The sequence below is a fragment of the Thalassomonas sp. RHCl1 genome, from assembly GCF_947387555.1.
Lineage (GTDB): Bacteria > Pseudomonadota > Gammaproteobacteria > Enterobacterales > Alteromonadaceae > Thalassomonas.
Genome location: NZ_CANDNZ010000003.1, coordinates 130,391 through 149,250, shown reverse-complemented (window position 1 = coordinate 149,250; position 18,860 = coordinate 130,391). Strand labels below are relative to the sequence as shown.

10 protein-coding genes are annotated in these 18,860 nt (G+C 49.4%); 2 read left to right on the top strand and 8 right to left on the bottom strand.

From position 1 onward, the window contains the following. Positions 1 to 45 precede the first annotated feature (45 nt). Both QL234_RS11045 and QL234_RS11040 read left to right on the top strand, forming a co-directional pair. A complete protein-coding gene (locus QL234_RS11045; protein ID WP_281557893.1) occupies positions 46 to 978 on the top strand; it encodes an ABC transporter ATP-binding protein in 933 nt (310 codons plus the stop codon). Further along, positions 978 to 4,676: a M1 family aminopeptidase gene (locus QL234_RS11040; RefSeq protein WP_281557892.1), complete on the top strand. Its 3,699-nt coding sequence runs from the start codon at positions 978 to 980 to the stop codon at positions 4,674 to 4,676. Before QL234_RS11045 ends, QL234_RS11040 begins: the two co-directional genes overlap by 1 nt. 62 nt (positions 4,677 to 4,738) lie before the next feature. On the opposite strand, the gene QL234_RS11035 is transcribed toward QL234_RS11040, so the two are convergent. The 8 genes from QL234_RS11035 to QL234_RS11000 form a co-directional block, all read right to left on the bottom strand. After that, positions 4,739 to 5,470, bottom strand: coding sequence for a glycerophosphodiester phosphodiesterase (locus tag QL234_RS11035; RefSeq protein ID WP_281557891.1), 732 nt, complete (start codon positions 5,468 to 5,470; stop codon positions 4,739 to 4,741). A gap of 133 nt (positions 5,471 to 5,603) precedes the next feature. Further along, positions 5,604 to 6,356, bottom strand: coding sequence for a TIGR01458 family HAD-type hydrolase (locus QL234_RS11030; protein WP_281557890.1), 753 nt, complete (start codon positions 6,354 to 6,356; stop codon positions 5,604 to 5,606). Positions 6,357 to 6,420: 64 nt separating this feature from the next. Next, the gene (locus tag QL234_RS11025) at positions 6,421 to 8,502 is read right to left on the bottom strand and encodes a TonB-dependent receptor (protein WP_281557889.1); all 2,082 of its coding nucleotides are present in this window, start codon (positions 8,500 to 8,502) and stop codon (positions 6,421 to 6,423) included. An 18-nt stretch (positions 8,503 to 8,520) separates the two neighbouring features. Beyond that, on the bottom strand, positions 8,521 to 9,606 hold the full coding sequence (locus QL234_RS11020) for a PQQ-dependent sugar dehydrogenase (protein ID WP_281557888.1): 1,086 nt from the start codon (positions 9,604 to 9,606) through the stop codon (positions 8,521 to 8,523). A 304-nt stretch (positions 9,607 to 9,910) separates the two neighbouring features. Continuing rightward, the gene (locus QL234_RS11015; protein ID WP_281557887.1) at positions 9,911 to 10,633 is read right to left on the bottom strand and encodes a hypothetical protein; all 723 of its coding nucleotides are present in this window, start codon (positions 10,631 to 10,633) and stop codon (positions 9,911 to 9,913) included. Next, complete coding sequence (locus QL234_RS11010; protein WP_281557886.1) at positions 10,567 to 16,383, bottom strand: RHS repeat-associated core domain-containing protein; 5,817 nt, start codon at positions 16,381 to 16,383, stop codon at positions 10,567 to 10,569. Before QL234_RS11010 ends, QL234_RS11015 begins: the two co-directional genes overlap by 67 nt. Before the next feature lie 224 nt (positions 16,384 to 16,607). Continuing rightward, positions 16,608 to 16,940 (bottom strand): RHS repeat domain-containing protein, encoded by a 333-nt coding sequence (locus QL234_RS11005; protein ID WP_281557885.1) that lies wholly within the window; start codon positions 16,938 to 16,940, stop codon positions 16,608 to 16,610. A 508-nt stretch (positions 16,941 to 17,448) separates the two neighbouring features. Next, a complete protein-coding gene (locus QL234_RS11000; protein WP_281557884.1) occupies positions 17,449 to 18,768 on the bottom strand; it encodes an MFS transporter in 1,320 nt (439 codons plus the stop codon). Positions 18,769 to 18,860: the final 92 nt, after the last annotated feature.

The window sequence follows — 18,860 nt, the reverse complement described above, 5'->3', positions numbered from 1 at the left end:
AAGCTGTTCAAATGCCGCTATCAACACTTTTGAAAGAGCAGCGTTATGTTAGAAATTCATGATTTGGCAAAATGTTACCCCAATGGTGTCCAGGCATTAAAGGGCATAGATTTAAAGATACCGGCGGGCATGTTTGGTTTATTGGGGCCAAACGGTGCCGGCAAGTCGTCGTTAATGCGGACCCTGGCCACCTTGCAACCAGCGGACAAAGGGGAAATCTATTTTGCCGGTAATAATATTTTGCAGCAGCCGCAGTTATTACGGCCCATGCTCGGTTATTTACCGCAAGACTTTGGTGTTTATCCAGGGATGTCGGCATTTGCCCTGCTTGAGCATTTTGCCCTGCTAAAAGGGTTAAGCGATAAAAAATCACGCCGCCGCCAGATTGACATTTTGCTGGAGTTAACCAATTTAACCCGGGTCAGGGATAAAGCCGTCAGTGGTTTTTCCGGCGGCATGAGGCAAAGGTTTGGTATTGCCCAAGCCTTGCTGGGGTCGCCGAAATTATTGATCCTCGACGAACCCACCGCCGGTCTCGATCCCGAAGAACGCAACCGCTTTCATAACCTGCTGAGCGATCTCAGTGAAAATACCGTGGTGATCTTATCCACCCATATTGTTGAAGATATCAATAACCTTTGTCCCGATATGGCGATTCTGGCACAGGGACAAATCATTGCCCGCGGCGCCCCGGGTGAACTTAGCGCCAAACTTAACGGCCGGTTATGGCATAGCCTGATAGAGAAAAAACAACTTAAGACCTGTCAGGCGCAACATAGGGTGATCAGCCATCGTTTAGTGGCCGGTCAGGTGGAAGTCAGGGTGCTGGCTGAGACGTGCCCGCAAAGCGGTTTTAACCCGGTTGAGGGCGAACTTGAAGATGCCTATTTCACCCTGCTGGCAGAGCACGGCCAACAAACTCCCGGGCAAACGCAAAACCAAGGTTTGGCAACATTTACCCCGATGGAGGCAAAATAATGTCTGCTGATTTCCGCAAGTCCTTACCAAGCGGCATGTTACCCTTACTGACCCTGAGCGAGTGCCGGTATCAAGTGTATCACTGGTTTTTCCCTGTGGTGTGTGTGCTGGCGACTTTGTTTGGCTATTTTATTGTCCAGAACCTGTCAGCAGAGAAAGGGGTTTTGCTAAGCGGCCCTTACTATTTAACCAAGACCTTGCTGACCGTAGCTTTTGTGATCCCTTTTATCCAGGCTTTTTTTATTACCCGGGCCAGCACCCGAGATGCCCAATACCGTACTCAAGAGCTGGTGTTTACCTCGGGTGTCGGTAAAGCGGATCTGTTGCTGTCGCGCTACTTGGCAGTGGTAGTAACCTCGACCTTAATCTATTGCTGCTTTTTAGCCGGTATTATCGGTGAGTTATATCTAAACCGGGAGCCAGAGACTTCCTTAATACAACTGGTGGCAAACCTGGCTTTCTCCAGCCTGATTTTTATTTTGCCGGCAATGCTGCTGTCAAGTTTAGTGTTATTTGCCGCAGGTCTTTTCAGTGGCTCTTCATTGCTGGTTTACCTGGTGGCGGCCATAATGTTTTTTATTTATGCCCTGCTTAAATCGGTAACCGGCTCTCCGGTGATGGCCAATCCTTTTATTTTAAACGAGACGTTGAAATGGCTGTTTGACTTGTTGGATCCCGTGGCCGGCGCCGGTTTTTTTGAACAGGTAAAATTTTGGACGGTAGCGGAGCGGAATCATCAGCACATCTCTTTCACTCAAGCTTTAATCCTTAATCGTACCCTGGTCATTGGTGGCGTATTTACCCTGATGCTTGCTATTTTTTATCGCTATCAGCTGAGGTTAAGCACGGAGGGAAAAGTCCGCTCATGGCGCACTTTTTTCACCGGGAAAAAAGGGAAAGCAGCTGCCGAAAGTACAATGGAGCTCAGCTATACCGGTATCTCCCCCAACAGTACAAGACAAGCCTGGGTAACGGCATGTTGGGCCTTGTGCCACCGGGAATATATGGCGACCCTGGCCAGTAAAGCTTTTTTGCTGATCACCCTGATATGGTCTGTGCTGCTGGCCGGTGAAGTGATCTCGGGTTTTCGCTACCTGGAAAGTTTAAATGTAACCCCTTTGCCGACAACTTCCGTGGCCATTAACCGTTTTATCTCAGACATCTTGCCCAATTTTACCGCGCTGTTCCTGGTGTTCTTCAGCGCAGAAATGGCATGGCGCGACAAGCAGCTGAATATTTCAGATCTGCTCCAGGCCACGCCGATCAGTAATGGCCAGCGCTTTTTGGCAAAATGGCTGGCATTAACCTTTATCCCGTTAACCTTTATTTCGCTGGCAATATTGATTTCGATGCTGGTGGAAATAAGTTATGGCTCCACCCCGGATATACCACTGTATTTATCGTTATTTTATTATCTCGGCTTGCCGTTTTTATGCCTTGCCACCTTATGCCTGTTTGTGCACACGCTCTGCACCAATAAACTTATCGCCATGTTGATCACTCTAGCGGTAGTAGTCTTGTCGCAGTCGTCACTGGGATACTATGTCGGCATCGAACATGGCCTGTTTAAATTTGCCAATACCGTGAAATTACAGCATTCCGAACTGATAGGTTTTAGTGCCGTTTCCGATGCCTTTAACGGTTATATCAGAGTGTGGTTGAGTTTATCCCTGGTGATGGCAATGTTGAGTTTTGCCCTGAGAACACGCACCAACGGGCAGGGACTAAGACAGCAAGCCGGGATTGGCCGTATCTCCCAGCAGATACAGGCATTAAAACAAACACTGGGCAAACCGGGGTTGGCTTTATTGCTGCTGGCAAGCCTGTCCACGGTGATAAATGCCGGTTATGTTTACTATCAAAGCAATATTATCGGCCATTATGCCTCCAGTGAAGCGCGCAGCAAATGGCGTGCAGGTTATGAAAAGGCTTATGCCCGCTATCAGGACTTGCCTGTGCCGAAAGTGATTGCAACTTCGACCGAGCTGGCCCTATACCCGGAGCAAAGGCGCTTTGCCTTATCCGCCAGTTATCAACTGCAGAACCAGACCCGGGAAGTGATCTCGCAAGTATTGATCAGTACCCACAAGGATGTCGGCTACAGCAATCTGGTATTGGAAAATGCAACACTGACCAATCATGATGCTAAATATGGTCAATACCTTTACACCTTAGAGACACCGCTACAGCCGGGGGATAAGATCCGTTTTTCTTTTGAGGCCGAGCGTAGCCACAATGGTTATAACGGCGTGCTTATCGACAGTTTCTTTACCCCGGATTTTATCTATTTCCGCGATTTGCGCTATATGCCCTTTTTCGGCTTTACTGAGCATTACACCCTTAAAGATGACGACGAGCGGGAAGAGTACGATCTTGCGCCCTTACCCCGGGAGCCTCAGCTTGAAGAAGCAATAGCGGCAAACCAAGGGGATTTTTCCGATGATTATTTCTGGGCCAGGGTCGAGACAAAGATATCCACCTCGGCACAGCATGTTGCCGTAGCGCCGGGTGAGTTGTTGTCCCAATCCAGTAAAAATAACCGTAATTATTTCCATTACCGAACCCAAGAGCCTATCCGTAAGGTTTCGGTGATTATTTCCGCCAAACTGGACAAGTCTTCACGCCAGGTAGAGGGGACTTCGCTGGAGGTTTATCACAGCCCGGCGCATCGTGAGATTGCCCGGGAGCACCTTGATGCCATGGCCGCCACCTTAAGTTACGGCAACCGGCATTTTTCCCGCTACCGGGCAAAACAGCTACGCCTGTTTGAAGTTCCCAGTAGCTTAGGTTACTCAGGTTATGCCATGCCACAAATGATGCTGTTAGATGAAAACCTGGCATTTTCGGTTGACCGCAACAATGCCGACGCCTTTGATCATTTATACCGGCGCACGGCACACGAAACCGCCCACCAGTGGTGGGGACACGGCCTGGACAGCGCACTGGAAGAAGGCAATTTGATGCTGGTGGAAACCCTGGCAGTTTATACCCAGGCAAGATTGCTGGAGCAAAAATACGGCAAGGAGTATCTACATACCTTGCAGCAATATGCCCATGACAGGTATTTATTCGGCCGCGGACAAAGCCAGCTTGAAGAAAAGCCCCTGTACCGGGCGGAAGAAAACCATTTAATCTATTCCAAGGGCACCATGGCAATGAACGCTTTGCAGGCAAGGCTGGGCGCCGATACCGTCAACCGGGCGCTACAGCAGGTGATAAAACATCATAGCTACCCGGATAATCCGGCTACCTCACTGGATTTTATTGCTGCCCTGAGCAAGCTTGCCGGCAAAGAGCACACAGGTTTTATCAATAAATGGCTCAAGCAGGTGGTGATTGATGACTGGGTTATTGAAAGCACCCGGCTAAGACAAACGCCGGATAAACGCTTTGAGCTTGAGCTGTGTTTATCAAACCAGGGATATATAGAAGAGGGCGGGGCAGGGCAATCAGCGATCACTGAGTTTGAAAGTGTCGATATCGGCATCTTCACGCAAGCACCTGCAAGCTTTTACCATAAGGCGCCGGATCACCGTACCTTGTTAAAAAGCTCGCTCAAAGTCAACCAGCAGGCAAGCTGTCGCCGTTACCTGTTAAATGAAAAGCCTGCATATGTGGTGCTGGATCCTTATTACCAAAGCATAGATCACCGGCGGGAGAATAATATTGCCGGGCTTGAGCTTAACGAAATGCACTAGAACCAGGGCAGGCATAATATTAGCGAAGGCTGATATGTGAGCGGTTAAATTTACACCACTGCTCACAGCTTCTTTGGGATCAAGTTAAAATCATCATTACTCAAGATATATTGCACATTGGCCTCTATGGCCATTTGTGCCTGCTCCCGGGTATCTGGCAGATAGGCTAATACCCCGGCGCCGTATTGATGGTAACGGTTAACAATTTTTTCCCTGAACAGGGAACGTCCGGCAATTGAAGGAATGATAGAGTAAATTTTGCCGGCCTTGAGGCCACCGAAAAACGGCATACCAAATAAAATAGCAAAGCCGGCCCTGCGGCATTCATTTTCCCGGGCAAAACAATTGGCGCCGGGAAAAGCTTTCAGCAGCGCCTTTTGATGGGCATCGGACCAGAGTAAAAAAATGGTTTTTTCCAGGTTGATTTTATAGCGGGGCAATAAGGCGATAACTGGCATCGCCGTTTCCGATTTTATATCTAAAACATGTCCTTGTTGATGAAATTGTGCAAAAAATTCATCAAAAAAAAGCAGCGGGCTGCCTTTGCTCAGTTTCACCTGGCTAAGGGCTTCACGGCTGCTGTTGGAGACATTGATCTCTGCCGGAGTATCCGGGTGTAAAACTTCATCATGGCTCAGTACTATATGCCCGTCCTGGCTGGCCCGCAGATCTGTCTCTAAATAATGAAAACCGGCTTGTACCGCCGCCTCAAAAGATGCCCGGGTATTTTCATCGGCCTGCTGACACAGGCCCCGGTGACTGATCCATGTGACTTTTTCTTTATCGGTACTCATCTCTGCTTTTGCCTTGGCTATTGAGGGAAAAACCCTATTGGACGCTATTTCATTGTTCCGGTAAATATAACATAAGCCTTTTAAGACTGTTTGTAAGGGTCTTTGCCAGACTCTTTGTTAGACAACTAACAAATTACCCCAGTGCCAGTTCAACGGCCTGTACCACAGAATCTACACAGGAGAATTTCCCGCTTACTAAAGTTTCATCGCCGCTTTGATACTTGCCGGTTCTTACCAGGCAGGCGTGCATGCCCGATTTGAGCGCCCCTTCAATATCACCAAAGACATCATCGCCAACCATTAAGATCTCATTGTTTTCTACCCCGGCAGAGGCGGCGACCTGATTGAAGAAAGCTGCCGACGGTTTGCCCATAATGATAGCGGTAACCGAAGCGGCATATTCTATGGCGGTAATAAAGGGGCCGGCATCAAGGTGTAACTTACCATCGAGTTTAAAATAACGGTTGCGCCCTATGCCGATTAAGGGGGCACCCGCCCGGCAAAGCTGGAAGGCATAATCTAATTTTTCGTAGCAAAAGTCCCGTTCGGCATCGCCAATAATGACAGCATCGGGATTTTCCTGATCAATGTCGGCAAATTCCTGCTTAAGGTTGCGGTGCACCAGGCAATAGGGACGCCAGTTATTGGCAAGCGCCAGGGCCTTGGCGGCAATGGGGGCGGAAAACAGTTGCCCGGCATCAAGTGCAAAGCCCATTGTTTGCAGTCCGAGTAATACTTTTTGGCCGGTCATTCTCGAGGTATTGGTGACAAACCTTACCTGCAAATGGCTTTGTTGTGCCCTGTTAATCGCCGCTATTGCGCCGGGTATCACCTGAGTACCATCATAAAGCACGCCGCTTAAATCAAAGAAGATCGCCTTGAACATGATATTGCTCCAACCAGGCCGTTGCCGGTAAGTATAGGAAGAATATCAAGCCGGCAGCCTGGAATTAATCCAATTGGTAGCGCAGCGTTAAATAAAGCGAGCGGGGATGACCGACAAAATAGCGGTATGAACCAAAGGCATAATCCGCCCGTTCGGCATAATCCTTGTTTAACAGGTTGAGTAAGCGCAGCGAAAGTTCGAATTTTTCGCTCAGGCGCATTTGTCCGCGCAAATGGAATAAATCATGACCGGGGTAGGTAGCGGTATTTTCCGGGTTAAGGTAATACTCCCCCAAATGCAACCATTCCAGCTGCCAGTTTATAGCGCCGGTTGGGGTCCAGTTTAGCTTGGCATTGGCCATATGTTTCGGCGCGGTATCTATCTCGTTATCCTTAATGCTGCTGTTGCTCAGCGTAAGATCCCTGGCATATTTGTGCCTGGCAATTGTACCGGTCGCCGATAAACGCCATTGTTTATTAAAGGGATAAGTCAGTGAAAGCTCAAGCCCCCGGTGCCGGGTTTTACCGCTGCCGACATACTGGCGGTTGGTATCGAGGAAGATAAACCGGCTTTTCTCCATCTGGTACAGGCTAAGATCATAACTGAGCTTTTTAATCCCTCCCCGGATGCCAAACTGGCCACTGTTTAATTTTTCCGTATCCAGATCGGCACTTTGCTGGCCCGCCTGCAAACGAAACAGCTCACTGGTATGCGGGGCCCGAAAGCCCTGACTCAGTTCGCCGTATAAGGTCAGCTGTTTCTTTGCCCGGTAAACCAGGCCCAGGCGCGGCGACCAGTGGCCGAAACTGCGAACTTGATCTGACGGGCGCATAAAGCGGCAATTGACCACAGATGCAGCACAGGCTGAGCCGTCGCTTAGCAGGTTATCATAGTCATAGCGGATATGATCATAACGCACACCGGCATTCACCGTCAGCTCCGGGAATACCAGCCAGTTAAGATCCATAAAGGGGGAAACACTGGTGCTTTTTACCTGATAATCATAGTGGCTGCCACTTGGGATGGTTGGCGAAAAGTCATCGGACTGGATTTCGCTTAAATCCCCCCGGGTAACTTCCGTATCCAGGCCGCTATGCCAGCTGAAATTTTCACCATGACGGGAGTAAAGGGTTTTCACCCCCAGGCTTTGATGGTTATTTTTTTCTAAAGGTTGCCACGGCAGGTAATGCTGCAAAAACTTCATCCGGGTATACCTGAGATACGGCGTAACCTTTAGTTGAGAGCCGCTGTCTAAGGTCCAGTGCAAGCGGCTGTACAGGCGCACGGACTGGCTGTCGCGAAAGGCTTCCGGGTTGGGGTTGCTGCGTCTTAACGTGTCATCTTTGTAGGCATCTTGCCCGCGGATAAAACCTGCCGTTTGCTGGTTGATATGGCTGGCACTGAGCATGGTTTTGGCAGAAAAATTATCGACTTGATACTGGTGCAGCAGATTGGCTTTTTGCTGTTCAAAACCGCTTTGCGCCTGGTATCCGCCGTCATGGCTAAGATTGCCGTAGATGCCAACGGCATGGTTTTGTCCTACGCCAGAAACCCTGAAATTGCTGCGGTAATAGTCATCGGGGCCGACTTCCTGGCTGATATAATCCATTGGATCAGCAAACAAATCCGGACTGATGATGTTGATCATACCGTGCACGGCATTGGCGCCGTAAAGCACGCTGCCCGGTCCCCGGATCACTTCGATCTGTCCTGCCTGCTCGGTGTTGGCATCAAACAGCTGATTGACATTGCAAAACCCGGGGGCACGTAAGCTGATGCCGTCTTCTGCCATAAAAAATGCGCCGCAGGCCCCGGCGCCGGTTAATACCGGGGAGCGCAGGGCGGTAAGGTGTTCCTGGCCATTGCCCCGGCTGATCCAGGTGCCGGGAATAGCAGCCAAGCTCTGCTGGATATGCTGGTGCCCCGCCAGCTGCAACTCATTTTCCCCGAGTACGCTCAGGCTCATGCCGGTATTTTTAAGGGCAGTCGCCTGGCGACTGGCGCTTATGGTGATAACTTCAAGGGGATCTGCGACAACGGCGATATTTTCGGGTGATCGGGCATCATTTTCCCCGGCAGATATCGGCAAAACAGTCGCAGGCAAGAGCAAAGAAAACAGCGTATAACCACGGCGTAAAAACTTCAAATGCACGCTCAAAACAGCTTAATTGCCATAAGTTACCCGATAAATGGCATCGGCATAATCATCGGAAATCAGCAAGCTGCCATCATCAAGCTCAGTGATCGCCGCCGGACGGCCAAAGGTTTGTTCATTTTTCATAAAGCCGGTGACAAAAGGTTCGTATTTGATCACTTTTGAACCTTCTAAGGTCACCACGCCGACCTTATAACCGGATTTTTTACTGCGGTTCCAGGAGCCATGTTCCGCCACAAACAACTGATGTTTGTATGAGGCAGGATATTGTTTCCCCTGATAAAAGTGGATCCCCAGCGGCGCTACATGGGCACCGAGCTTTAATACCGGGTGTACATAATCTTCAGGCTTTTTTCCTTTGCCAAACTTAGGGTCGGCTATGGTGCCGGCATGAAAATAGGGGTAGCCAAAGTGCGAGCCGGGTTTCACCAGGCGGTTAATTTCATCCGGCGGAACATCATCCCCCATCATATCGCCGCCGTTTTCACTGAACCATAACTCGCCGCTGACCGGATGAAAATCGAAACCGACGGAGTTACGCACGCCGCTGGCGATTTCCGTCAGGGCTTTGGTTTTCATATTCAGGGAGAAAATACGGGAATGTTTATCTGTTGGCGCTTCACAGATATTACAAGGCGCACCGACAGGAATAATCAGGTCGCCGTTGGGGGCAAAGCGCAGGAATTTCCAGCCGTGATGCCTGTCGTCGGGCAGATCGGAGAAAAACACTTCGGATTTTGGCTTTTCCAGGTTGGCGTCTATATTGCCGAACCTTAAGATACGTTCAATATCCGCCACATATAAATCGCCGTCTTTAAAGGCGATGCCCGAGGGACGTTTCAGTCCCTTGGCGATTAACCAGCGCTTATCGGCTTTACCGTCGTTATCGGTATCTTTAAGGGCATACACCTTGCCGGCATTCATTGAACCGGCATAAACCACTCCTGAGTCCGACAAAGCCATTTGCCTGGCACTGCCGACATCTTCGGCAAAGAAGCTGATCTTGAAACCGGAGGGAACGGATAATTGATCAAGTGTGATCGCTGCCGCTGATTGACAAGCGAGCAACATACAGGCAATAAGAGATTTTTTCATTGTCCGGTTTCCAAGTCATCAAATAATTACTTAGTATGCCCTGCACAGCTACAAAGTGCCAGATTATCGGCTAAGTTGTTTATTCGTTTAACTAATTCAGATTTTTCAGGAACAGGTATTTATTGCCGACAGGTTTTCAGGGTAATTAAGCCGCACGCTTGATTCATCAAAAAAATAGGGGGGGTCGCATACTCTGTTTCATTAAAAAGCCCCGTTAGCAACGGGGCTTTAACAGGAGATGCATTTCAGGCCGCTCAGCTGACGCCCTGCATCTCTTATGCTTTATTTGCTTTAAATCCGTACACTAGACCTTTAGCTCGTTAACGGCTAACTGAAAGGTTGGATCACCGAATTTATCCGAGACAGTCAACTTATCGCCCTCTAAACAAATATCTTTGACCATAGGGGCAAAGACAATTTCATCCGGGACGGTTTTTAAAATTTCCTTGTCATAGATAACTTCTTTGCTTTTTGATACAACAAGCGTCAGCAAGAAATTATCCGTGGTTAACTGGCCATTTAAAGCACACTTTATCCCAAGCTCTTTTATTTGCTTTGTTTTAAAGCACCACTTATTGACATAACCACCGGCGCTGAAGCTTTCAAGGCTGGAAATTAAGTGTTCTAACGGTATTTCAAACTGTTCCCGGCATTTCGCTAACCCCGCTTTCAGCAGTGTTATGAAATAGGGATTCAGCTCTTCTTTAGCCAGTGCCAGGTATTGCTTTTCGTCAAACTCAACCTCAACAGTGAGGACGTTTGAAGAATTTACCCAACACTTGTTGCCGGCAACAGATTTTCCGATAAAACAGATCCGTTTAAAACCACTGGTTTTAAATTTCACCGGTTTTAATTCCCGCTCCAAAAAGTTACAAATACTCCGGGATTGATCCCTAAACGGGTCTGTCACATTGTCAGAGTATTCGACTAAGTCCGGATACAAATAAAGTTCTTTTAAAATCATGGTCTGGAATGCCTTGTGGGATCCAATTCTTTCCTTAACCGCGCAGCATTCTTTTGTTCCCACTTAAGAATTGTCTGCCGGGCACCGGCCCCTGCCGGTACATGTTTTACAACATTGGGCTGATACCTGCCTGCATTGCCGGGCTCTTTGTTCCATTTGTTCGCCTGGGCATTAGCGCGGCGTGAACTGCCGTTTTTATTTAACTTACCGCCACTGACACCTGTTTTGGCGACTTTTCCGGTAAAGGTATCAACAATTTCGTAGCCATGCTGGGCTTTTGTGCTTAGCTTGGAATTACCATTAACGCTCTTAGTGGTATTTTTGACGGCCGCTTTACCAAGTCCCTTACCTGCGGCAACAATTAATCCTTTAGGGTTAATCTGGGCAGCTACGCCACCAATACTATATTCAACTGAGGTTTTGTCAACGCCCAGGTAATCTGTGATACCGGAAGTGAGCCCAAAGGTGAATTCATCGGCTGCGCCCCCTAAAACATCCAGCGACCCTTGGGCATACAAGCCCTGGGGATCGACATAATTGAGCGGGTCATTGCCGACATAAGCATAGCTATTCATCCCATCGGCATAACCTAGAGGATCTGATTGAATAAAGCGGCCCTGTTCGGGGTCATAATAGCGCGCCCGGTAAAAATACAGGTTAGCATCGCTGTCTAACCGGCGGGCAGTATAACGTAGCGGATTACCTATAGCGCTGATATCACTGCTTTCACCAAAAGGACCGTAACTGTATTGTTCAGCCAGCTGCCCGGTATTGTCGCTTAAGCCAACAACCGAACCGCGTTCATCTTCGTGGTAATAATAAGTGTTATTACCCTGGATAAATGCTATCGGCTGGTCGGTTCCCGGGGCATAAATGATCTTATGCTGCAGGTTCAGCTGGGCATCATACTCGGCAATAATATTATCGCCGTCATGCAAATATTGCGTGATTTGGCCATAACTGTCTTTGCTGATGCGGCGGCCCAGGGCATCATAACGGTAACTGACAGACCCTGCCATGCCTATAGGTTGAACACCGGTTAGCTGGTTAAGACCGTTATGGCTGTAGCTGTAACTTTGTCCGCGCTGACTGAGATTGCCGTTGCCATCAAAACTTAACGCATCACTGCCAGCCTGTTGATACTGATTGAGGCTATTGCTGGTGTAGTTGGTTTGCTGGTTGATACCGGGCACCCAGGGGGTGGCGAGGCCAAGATAACTCTTGCCTGTGATTTGGCCGCTGCGGTTATAACTGTAATTGTATGCCAGCTGCTGGCTGCCAAGCTGATGTGACAATGCGCTTAGCTCGCCATCAACATTATATTGGTAACTGGTTTGCGTGCCATTACCCCGTACTGAAGCGGTGCGCTGCGATAAGCTGTTATAGCTAAACGTGGCAAGATCAGTATTGGCGTAAGCGACTTTGGTCAAGCGGGCGGCGCCATCATAATCATAAACAACCTGCTGATTATCGGGATAGGTGACCGATAATTTATGGCCCAGGTTGTTATAGCTATAGCTTAGTTGCTGGTTATTGGCATTGGTGGCACTCGTTAACTGACCCAGGCTGTCATAAGTCAGGGTCAAACGCTGTGCCTGACTGCTGGCGGCAGGTATAAACTGATCAACCTGTGTCTGTAAGCCCAGGGCATTATATGCATAGGCAAGACGCTGCTCCTGTCCTACCTGCATTTCGGTCAAGCGATTTAGCGCGTCATATTGATAGCTGCTGGTTACCCCTTTGCGATCTGTGGTGCTGCTGACGATACCATTGCTTGCAAACAGGGTACTGGTGCTGCTGCTATCCGGGTAAAGGGTTGAGACCAGGCGATCAAAACCATCATATTGATAATTGGTTTGATTATTGTTGCCGTCTTTTACCCAGATATTTTGACCATTGATACTATAACCGTAACTGCTTTGCAGCACCCAGCTGTTGTCCAGCCACTTCTCTTCCTTACTTACCCGGCCTAAGGCGTCATAACTGAAGCGAGTCAGGCGGTTGTCGGCATCGGCGCTCTGGATCAGGTTACCCTGAATATCATAACTGTTAGCGGCAGTATCTCCGGACGGCTCAATGCTGCTCAGCAACTGATCGTCACGGGTATAAGTGAAGTTTGATATTGCCCAGCCGTCGGGATGCAACAGACTGTTATCACTTTTTTTCCGGCTTTGTATCAGGCGGTTATTGTCGTCATAGACATAATCCGTGCGTATGCCCAAAGGACCGGTTTCGCTGATCAGCCTGCGGGCATTGTCATAGCTGTATTGGCTGAGCTGGCCTGCGGCATTGGTACGGCTGATAATGTCGCCAACATTGTTATAGGTAAAGCGGGTGCTCAAGCTTTTACCGCTGCTGTCCAAAGTCTGGGTCAACAGTTGTCCCTTGGCATCATAAGCAAAGTCGGTATGCATGCCTTGTGCGTTGGTTTTACGGCTTACCAGGCCATTGCTCAGGTACTGGCTGCTGTCTGTCAGGCGAACATTCTGGCCGTTTAATTCAACCGCGGGCAAACTTGTGCTGAGCAGGTTGCCATTGGTGTCATACGTAAAATCGACCCGGTTGCCTGCGGGATCTTGCTTCCAAAGGGGTAAATTAAAGTCCTGGCTAAAGCCTGTGGTAGCCACCAGATCTGCCAGACCACTGCCGGGCTTGGCCTGGCGGGTCAGGGTAACTGGGTTGGATCTGTCATCATAGGCGATCACATCCTTGTTGCCTTCGGGATATAACACCTGGGTGCGGCGGTTAAGGCCGTCATATTCAAATCGGGTAATATGGCCCAGGCCATCAATGCGCCTGCTGGGATGGCCGCCGCTGTTAAAATACAGGCTATAGCCGTAGCCGAGCGGTCCCACTTCTTCCGCCCGGTATCCCGGTACCAGGTAATAATAGTGCAGGCCGCCGATGTTGGAGGTCTGCTCGGTGACTTTGCCTAAGCTGTTGTAAATATTATAAACCGCGGCATCATTCGGGTACTGGGGGGTGAACACCTTATTGAGGCGGTCCAGGCCGTCGTAATGATAAGTGGTGGTTTTCCCCAGCGGGTTTACGGCACTGCTCAGTTGTTGTCCCTGATAGCCGAAACTGGCCTGGTGGCCGGCATCATTGCTGACACTGGTCAGGTGGTTGCCGCTGTAACCCAGGTTAAGATAACGGCCGAAAGAGTTGCTGATTTGGCTTAAGGCATCGCCGCTGTACTGGTAATTAACCTGATTTTGGTTACGGTCGCTGATCTGGCTGATTTGCCCGTTGCCGTTAAAGTGATAGTTCAAGCCATGTTTGTCAGTTACCTGGAATAAACCATTGCCGTGCTTGATTAACGTATCGGCCTGTCCCTGCGGCGGCTGATAACTGCCGTCTGCCATTTTGATAAATTGCTGACCGGCATCCGGGCGGTTGAAATACACCACATTGTGATCCAGCTCGTCCATCAACCAGTTATAGGTCACAGCAGCGCCGACGATACTGGTGTCCATATTGGTGGTCATATCATCAAGAAACTGCCGGGCAACATATTGCGCCACGATAGCCGGGGCGGCATCTATGGATGAACGCTGGCCGAAGGCGCGGTTGATATCGGTGTCTGCACGCACGGAAATATCGTGATTGTGACGCCAGCCCAAACCCAAACCTTTATCTTGCCTGTGGTGAGATGAGTTATAGCTGCGGCTGAAACTTAACTCGCCTATGCCTGAGCCTGTGCTCAGATCATCGCCGTAAAACAGGAAATCACCGGTGTTCATATTGATGGGGTCGTAGCTTTTTACCGCCTCCCAGGTATTGTCCAGGGCCTGAAAAACACTGCCGGCAAAGGAGTCATCAACCGGCGCCGGGGTACTGGAAAAGCCGCCGTTGAGGCCGCCGCTGATCAGGTAACCGGCGCTCATGCTGTTGCCGTTCTGAATAAAGGTGAAATAACCGGAACCGCGCCAGTTATCTAAAGTGAGATCGCCGCGCTGCGGCGCTACCAGGGTATAGCCGGCATTGATGTACTGCTGCATCAGGTTAAGCTGGCCGCTGCTGTAGGCCACTAACTGGCCTTGAACCGATGACCAGTTGCTGCTGTTGGCCTGGTAAAAGGGCTGGCCGCTTTCTGCCGCCATGGTCATCAAACGCGCGGTGGAAACGCCGTCAAGATCCTGGGTATGTTGTAAAACCCCGTGCTCAAAAGCACTGCTGAGCATACCGGAGGAAACAAAGTTGGCGGCATTGCCGCTTTGGGCAACATAGCCGCCGCCGACATCTATGTAGGGACCTCCGGTGGCGCCGGTAATATCGCGGGTACCGGTAATACCGACATTATGCAGCGCTGTGGTGATATGGGTTAAAATGCGGTTATTGAGGCGTTTGCTGATGTTGGTATCGTAAAGCCAGCTCATGCCCATCACCGCCAGGGTTGAGATACTGATCTCTTCTGCATCTGCCCCCTGGAACTGAAATTCGGTTAATTGCTGCTGATAATGGCGGATCATATCGCCGCCGACATTCCCCCAGATATTGATGATGTTATAGGCGCCGCCTGCGGCAATTTGCTGCTGCCAGCTCTGATCGCCAAAGCCCGAGTTATAGGCCTGGTTGACGGTAAAGTTGATGTTGCCGCTGGCGCCTTTGCTTTGGGCACTGCCGGTGGCCAGTAAGGTATCGTCCAGGTACAGCAAAGGGCGTACGCTGCTGTCATAAAGGATATGCAGGCGTTTGCCGTAAATATCCCGGCTTTGCAGGGTAACGTTAATACCGGCGTATTGCACTTGTAAGGTGACGGCATGACTGTCGGGGATCTCAGTCCAGGATGCTTGGCTGCTGGCAATAGCAGTATTGGGCAGGGTGGTATCTTCAAACGGAATGACTTGCCAGCCCCCCAGGGTTTCATCGCTGGATTTATCGGCATAATTCGTCTGCAGCGTTGTCTGCAGGTTTTGGGTCATGGCAGTCAGTTGCTGGGCCAAAGCCGCTGGCTGAACGTTGCCCGAAGGGGCTACGGTATTTAAGAAAGAGGACTTGTTAAACGCCATGGCCGAGGCGATATCCAGGGTAGCGGGCAAATGTTCGTTGGCTTTAAAGCTGGGATCTAACCGGTATAGCTGACCGTCAATGGTCACTTCCACCAGCGCATGGGTAAAGCGAATCTTAGTACCGACCCGGGCCAGCTGGTTTAAACCGTTGGCCATAGACAACAGCTGCACCATGTCGTTGAAAGCATTGGCGCGGCCGGCATCAACCTGCAGCCAGTTAAAAATTTCCGCATCCGGCTTGTCTACCTGCACCTTAAGCACTTTGGCGCTATAACCCGCGAGGTTCAGCAATTCCGCGAGCAATGCCGACTGATCAAAGCTGTTACCGCTTTTATCAATCACAGTGCCTAAACTGCCTTTTAACGCCCCGTAAGTGGGTTCGTGGGCAATTTGATCGTAGACATACTGAAAAATCAGCCTGGGATCGTGTTTTAAGCTTTGTGCCAGATCCTTGATCTGCTGAGGGCTGTCGCCGGCCACTTGTATGCTTTGGGCAGAAAGCAGCTGCTGTGACATAAGTTCATCGCCAAAGCCTGCGTAAAAAGGTTCAAGCTTGGACACATCCTGATTCAAGGTGTCCGGGATCTCGACACTTTGCCATTTCGGCAGGATATCAACAGCCGGCGTGATTTGAGGCTGGCCGGGGTTTTCCGGCTTTTTGGCAAAAGCCGTTGCTGTATTAATAACAGCTAACAGCATCAGGCCTAAGATAAACAGATGGTTGTGAAACCGGGTTTGCTTGCTTGTAGCGGTATTTTTACTGATAAAATACCTTTCTTTCATTGTACTGAGTATTCGCATGAGATCAATTCCATGAGTTGCGAAGTAAAAACTCGGCATGTTTGCAGTGTTCAGCGCTGGCACCTTGACTCCACTCGGCTTGCCCGAGTGACAGTGTCGATATTGGACCGCAACGAAAGCAACGACGGTTTAATCCGTGAAAGAAGAAATGTCGTACGTTTAAATATGAGTTACTGTGACGTCATCATGCACTGACTGTTAAGCCATGCCGGACGAATTAACCATTATTGGTGGTGCTGTTTTTGGGTACGGTTGCCCACGGCGTCATACTGGTATTCGGTCACCAGCTTACCGTTGACGGTGATCTGGGACAGACGACCAAGCTCGTCGTAGCTGTAAGTGGCATTATTTTGTGTTAATGCCGCCAGCGACGCTGAGCTTGCCGTTGCCTTGCCCGGTGTTAACGCCTTATCACTTGTTTGCTTGGCAGCAGATGGAGCCTGGCTATTATCAACGGCCGTTGCCCAGAGGTTGCTGCTAAGCGTTAAGCCTAAGGTAATGGCCAGGGTGGCAGTAGCTTGTGGCAGCCATTGCCGGAACGGATTTTTTTTCAACATGTAAACTCTCCGTGTTTAGTACTAAAGGTATGGCATAAATGCCGGCGTATGTTATCGATGGCATGAGGCACGCATGCGCATATGCTTCGCCTGATAAACTAAGTTAACGGGTGATTGTGACAGTTTTATGGTTAACAACCGTTTAACGTCACGATTTCCAGGCAAGGCTTGATGATCTTTCTTGGCCAACAGCGACATGCACCTTTCACCTGCACTCCCTGCAACAGTTAAAAGGCATGGATTATCATATAGATAACAAAGGAAAGTATAAAAGTGTTGTTCCCATCCATGGTCATAACAACTTATTGCCAGAGCATGCTAGCACAGAATAAAAAATGATCAAGTAACATTTTGTTAACTTTGTTGCTAAGTATGAAGTTATTAGTAGATCTTTTGTCAATCGATGGCGAAAGCCGCTTTTCCTGCTGTTTTCGCCCGATAATTCCCCGGATCAGACCTATGACTGATTAAAGGTTGGCAACGGATAGAAGATATTTCGGCTTAACAATTATTCTGCCTGGTTGGCTAAGGTGTTAAAGGGGACCAAACGTAATAACAGATAACCGACGATAAAATACACCATCACCACCAGGAGGGCATTATGCCGTCCCACGGCATCGGAAATAGGGCCAAAGATCATGCCAAGTACGATGGCAAATTTACCGAATACTCCCCACAGGCCGTAACTTAACGAGGCATCTTCTTTTTTGGTTATCAGCCCGACAACCGCCCGGCTGGCACTTTGGGTGGCTCCCAGTGCCGAGCCGGCAATAAAGGCAATAACAATAAACATATGCTTGATGTCCATGGCAAAAAAAGCGGCGACATATTCGAGAAAGTACACCCCGGAGATCCCCAGCAGCCACCATATCAGTGAGGCTTTCAGGGTGAAGGAAGCGCCTTTTTTATCCTGGATCACGCCAAAGGTGATCGCCCCTATCATAGAAGCAAGCTGCAGTATCGCCCCGGTGATGATCAAAAAAGTGCCGCTGATATTGAGCTCTTCACTGGCATAAATGCCGAAGAATTTAACGATCACCGCGATGCCCGCCGAATAAACGGTAAAAGGAATGAAGAAGCGAAACAGCACAGGGTATTCCCGGATCAGCGCCATCATATCGCCAACTCTTTGAGCACTGGTTTTAAACACCAAAGCAATACCGGCATCCCGGTATTGCTCCTTGACCACAGCCCGCTCTTTTAACAGCACATAGGTGGGCAGGGCGGCCAACAGATAAAAGACTGCCACCACAACCATGGCGAGCTGGTTTTGACTGATATAGAGCTCAGGTGTTTCATCACTACTGGCGGTGATCAGGCCTATCATTAACACCAAAGAAAGCAGGCCGCCGATATAGCCTATGCCCCAGCCGATCCCGGAAATTTTACCGATATTTTCCGGCGTGGTAATTTCCGGCAAAAAACTGGCGATAAAGTTTTCCGATAACATCCAGGCGGTATTACTAAAGATCAGCAGCCCTATGCCTAACCACACCTGACCTGGGTCGACAAAAAACAAGGCGGCGGTAAATACCACACTGGTAAAGGTTAGCACGGTTAAGTATTTCTTTTTCCGTCCGCTTAAGTCTGCCATTGCCCCAAGCACAGGGGCGAGAATAACCGAGAGCAGGGTCGAGATCACGATGGCAATAGCCCAGTAACTGTCACGCAGGCCTGAGTCCGCCGGTACTATCTGGCTGACAAAAAAAGCGCTGTAAATATAGGTGATGACCACTGTGGTATAGCTGGAATTGGCAAAGTCATACATGGCCCAGCCAAAAATTTCCCGCTTGGTAACCTGATTCTTAGTATCCGGCTTAGAAGTCATCTTCATTTCCTTTGCATTATCAAAGTGATGCATTATTAAACACTGCGCTGCCCAGTATGGAGACATTCAGGTGAAAAAGCAAAACCGGCACA

Bases quoted from the DNA above. Each gene is read 5' to 3' on its own strand.
- QL234_RS11045 (WP_281557893.1), top strand. From the start codon at position 46: ATGTTAGAAATTCATGATTTGGCAAAATGTTACCCCAATGGTGTCCAG.
- QL234_RS11040 (WP_281557892.1), top strand. From the start codon at position 978: ATGTCTGCTGATTTCCGCAAGTCCTTACCAAGCGGCATGTTACCCTTA.
- QL234_RS11035 (WP_281557891.1), bottom strand. From the start codon at position 5,470: ATGAGTACCGATAAAGAAAAAGTCACATGGATCAGTCACCGGGGCCTG.
- QL234_RS11030 (WP_281557890.1), bottom strand. From the start codon at position 6,356: ATGTTCAAGGCGATCTTCTTTGATTTAAGCGGCGTGCTTTATGATGGT.
- QL234_RS11020 (WP_281557888.1), bottom strand. From the start codon at position 9,606: ATGAAAAAATCTCTTATTGCCTGTATGTTGCTCGCTTGTCAATCAGCG.
- QL234_RS11010 (WP_281557886.1), bottom strand. From the start codon at position 16,383: ATGCGAATACTCAGTACAATGAAAGAAAGGTATTTTATCAGTAAAAAT.
- QL234_RS11005 (WP_281557885.1), bottom strand. From the start codon at position 16,940: ATGTTGAAAAAAAATCCGTTCCGGCAATGGCTGCCACAAGCTACTGCC.
- QL234_RS11000 (WP_281557884.1), bottom strand. From the start codon at position 18,768: ATGACTTCTAAGCCGGATACTAAGAATCAGGTTACCAAGCGGGAAATT.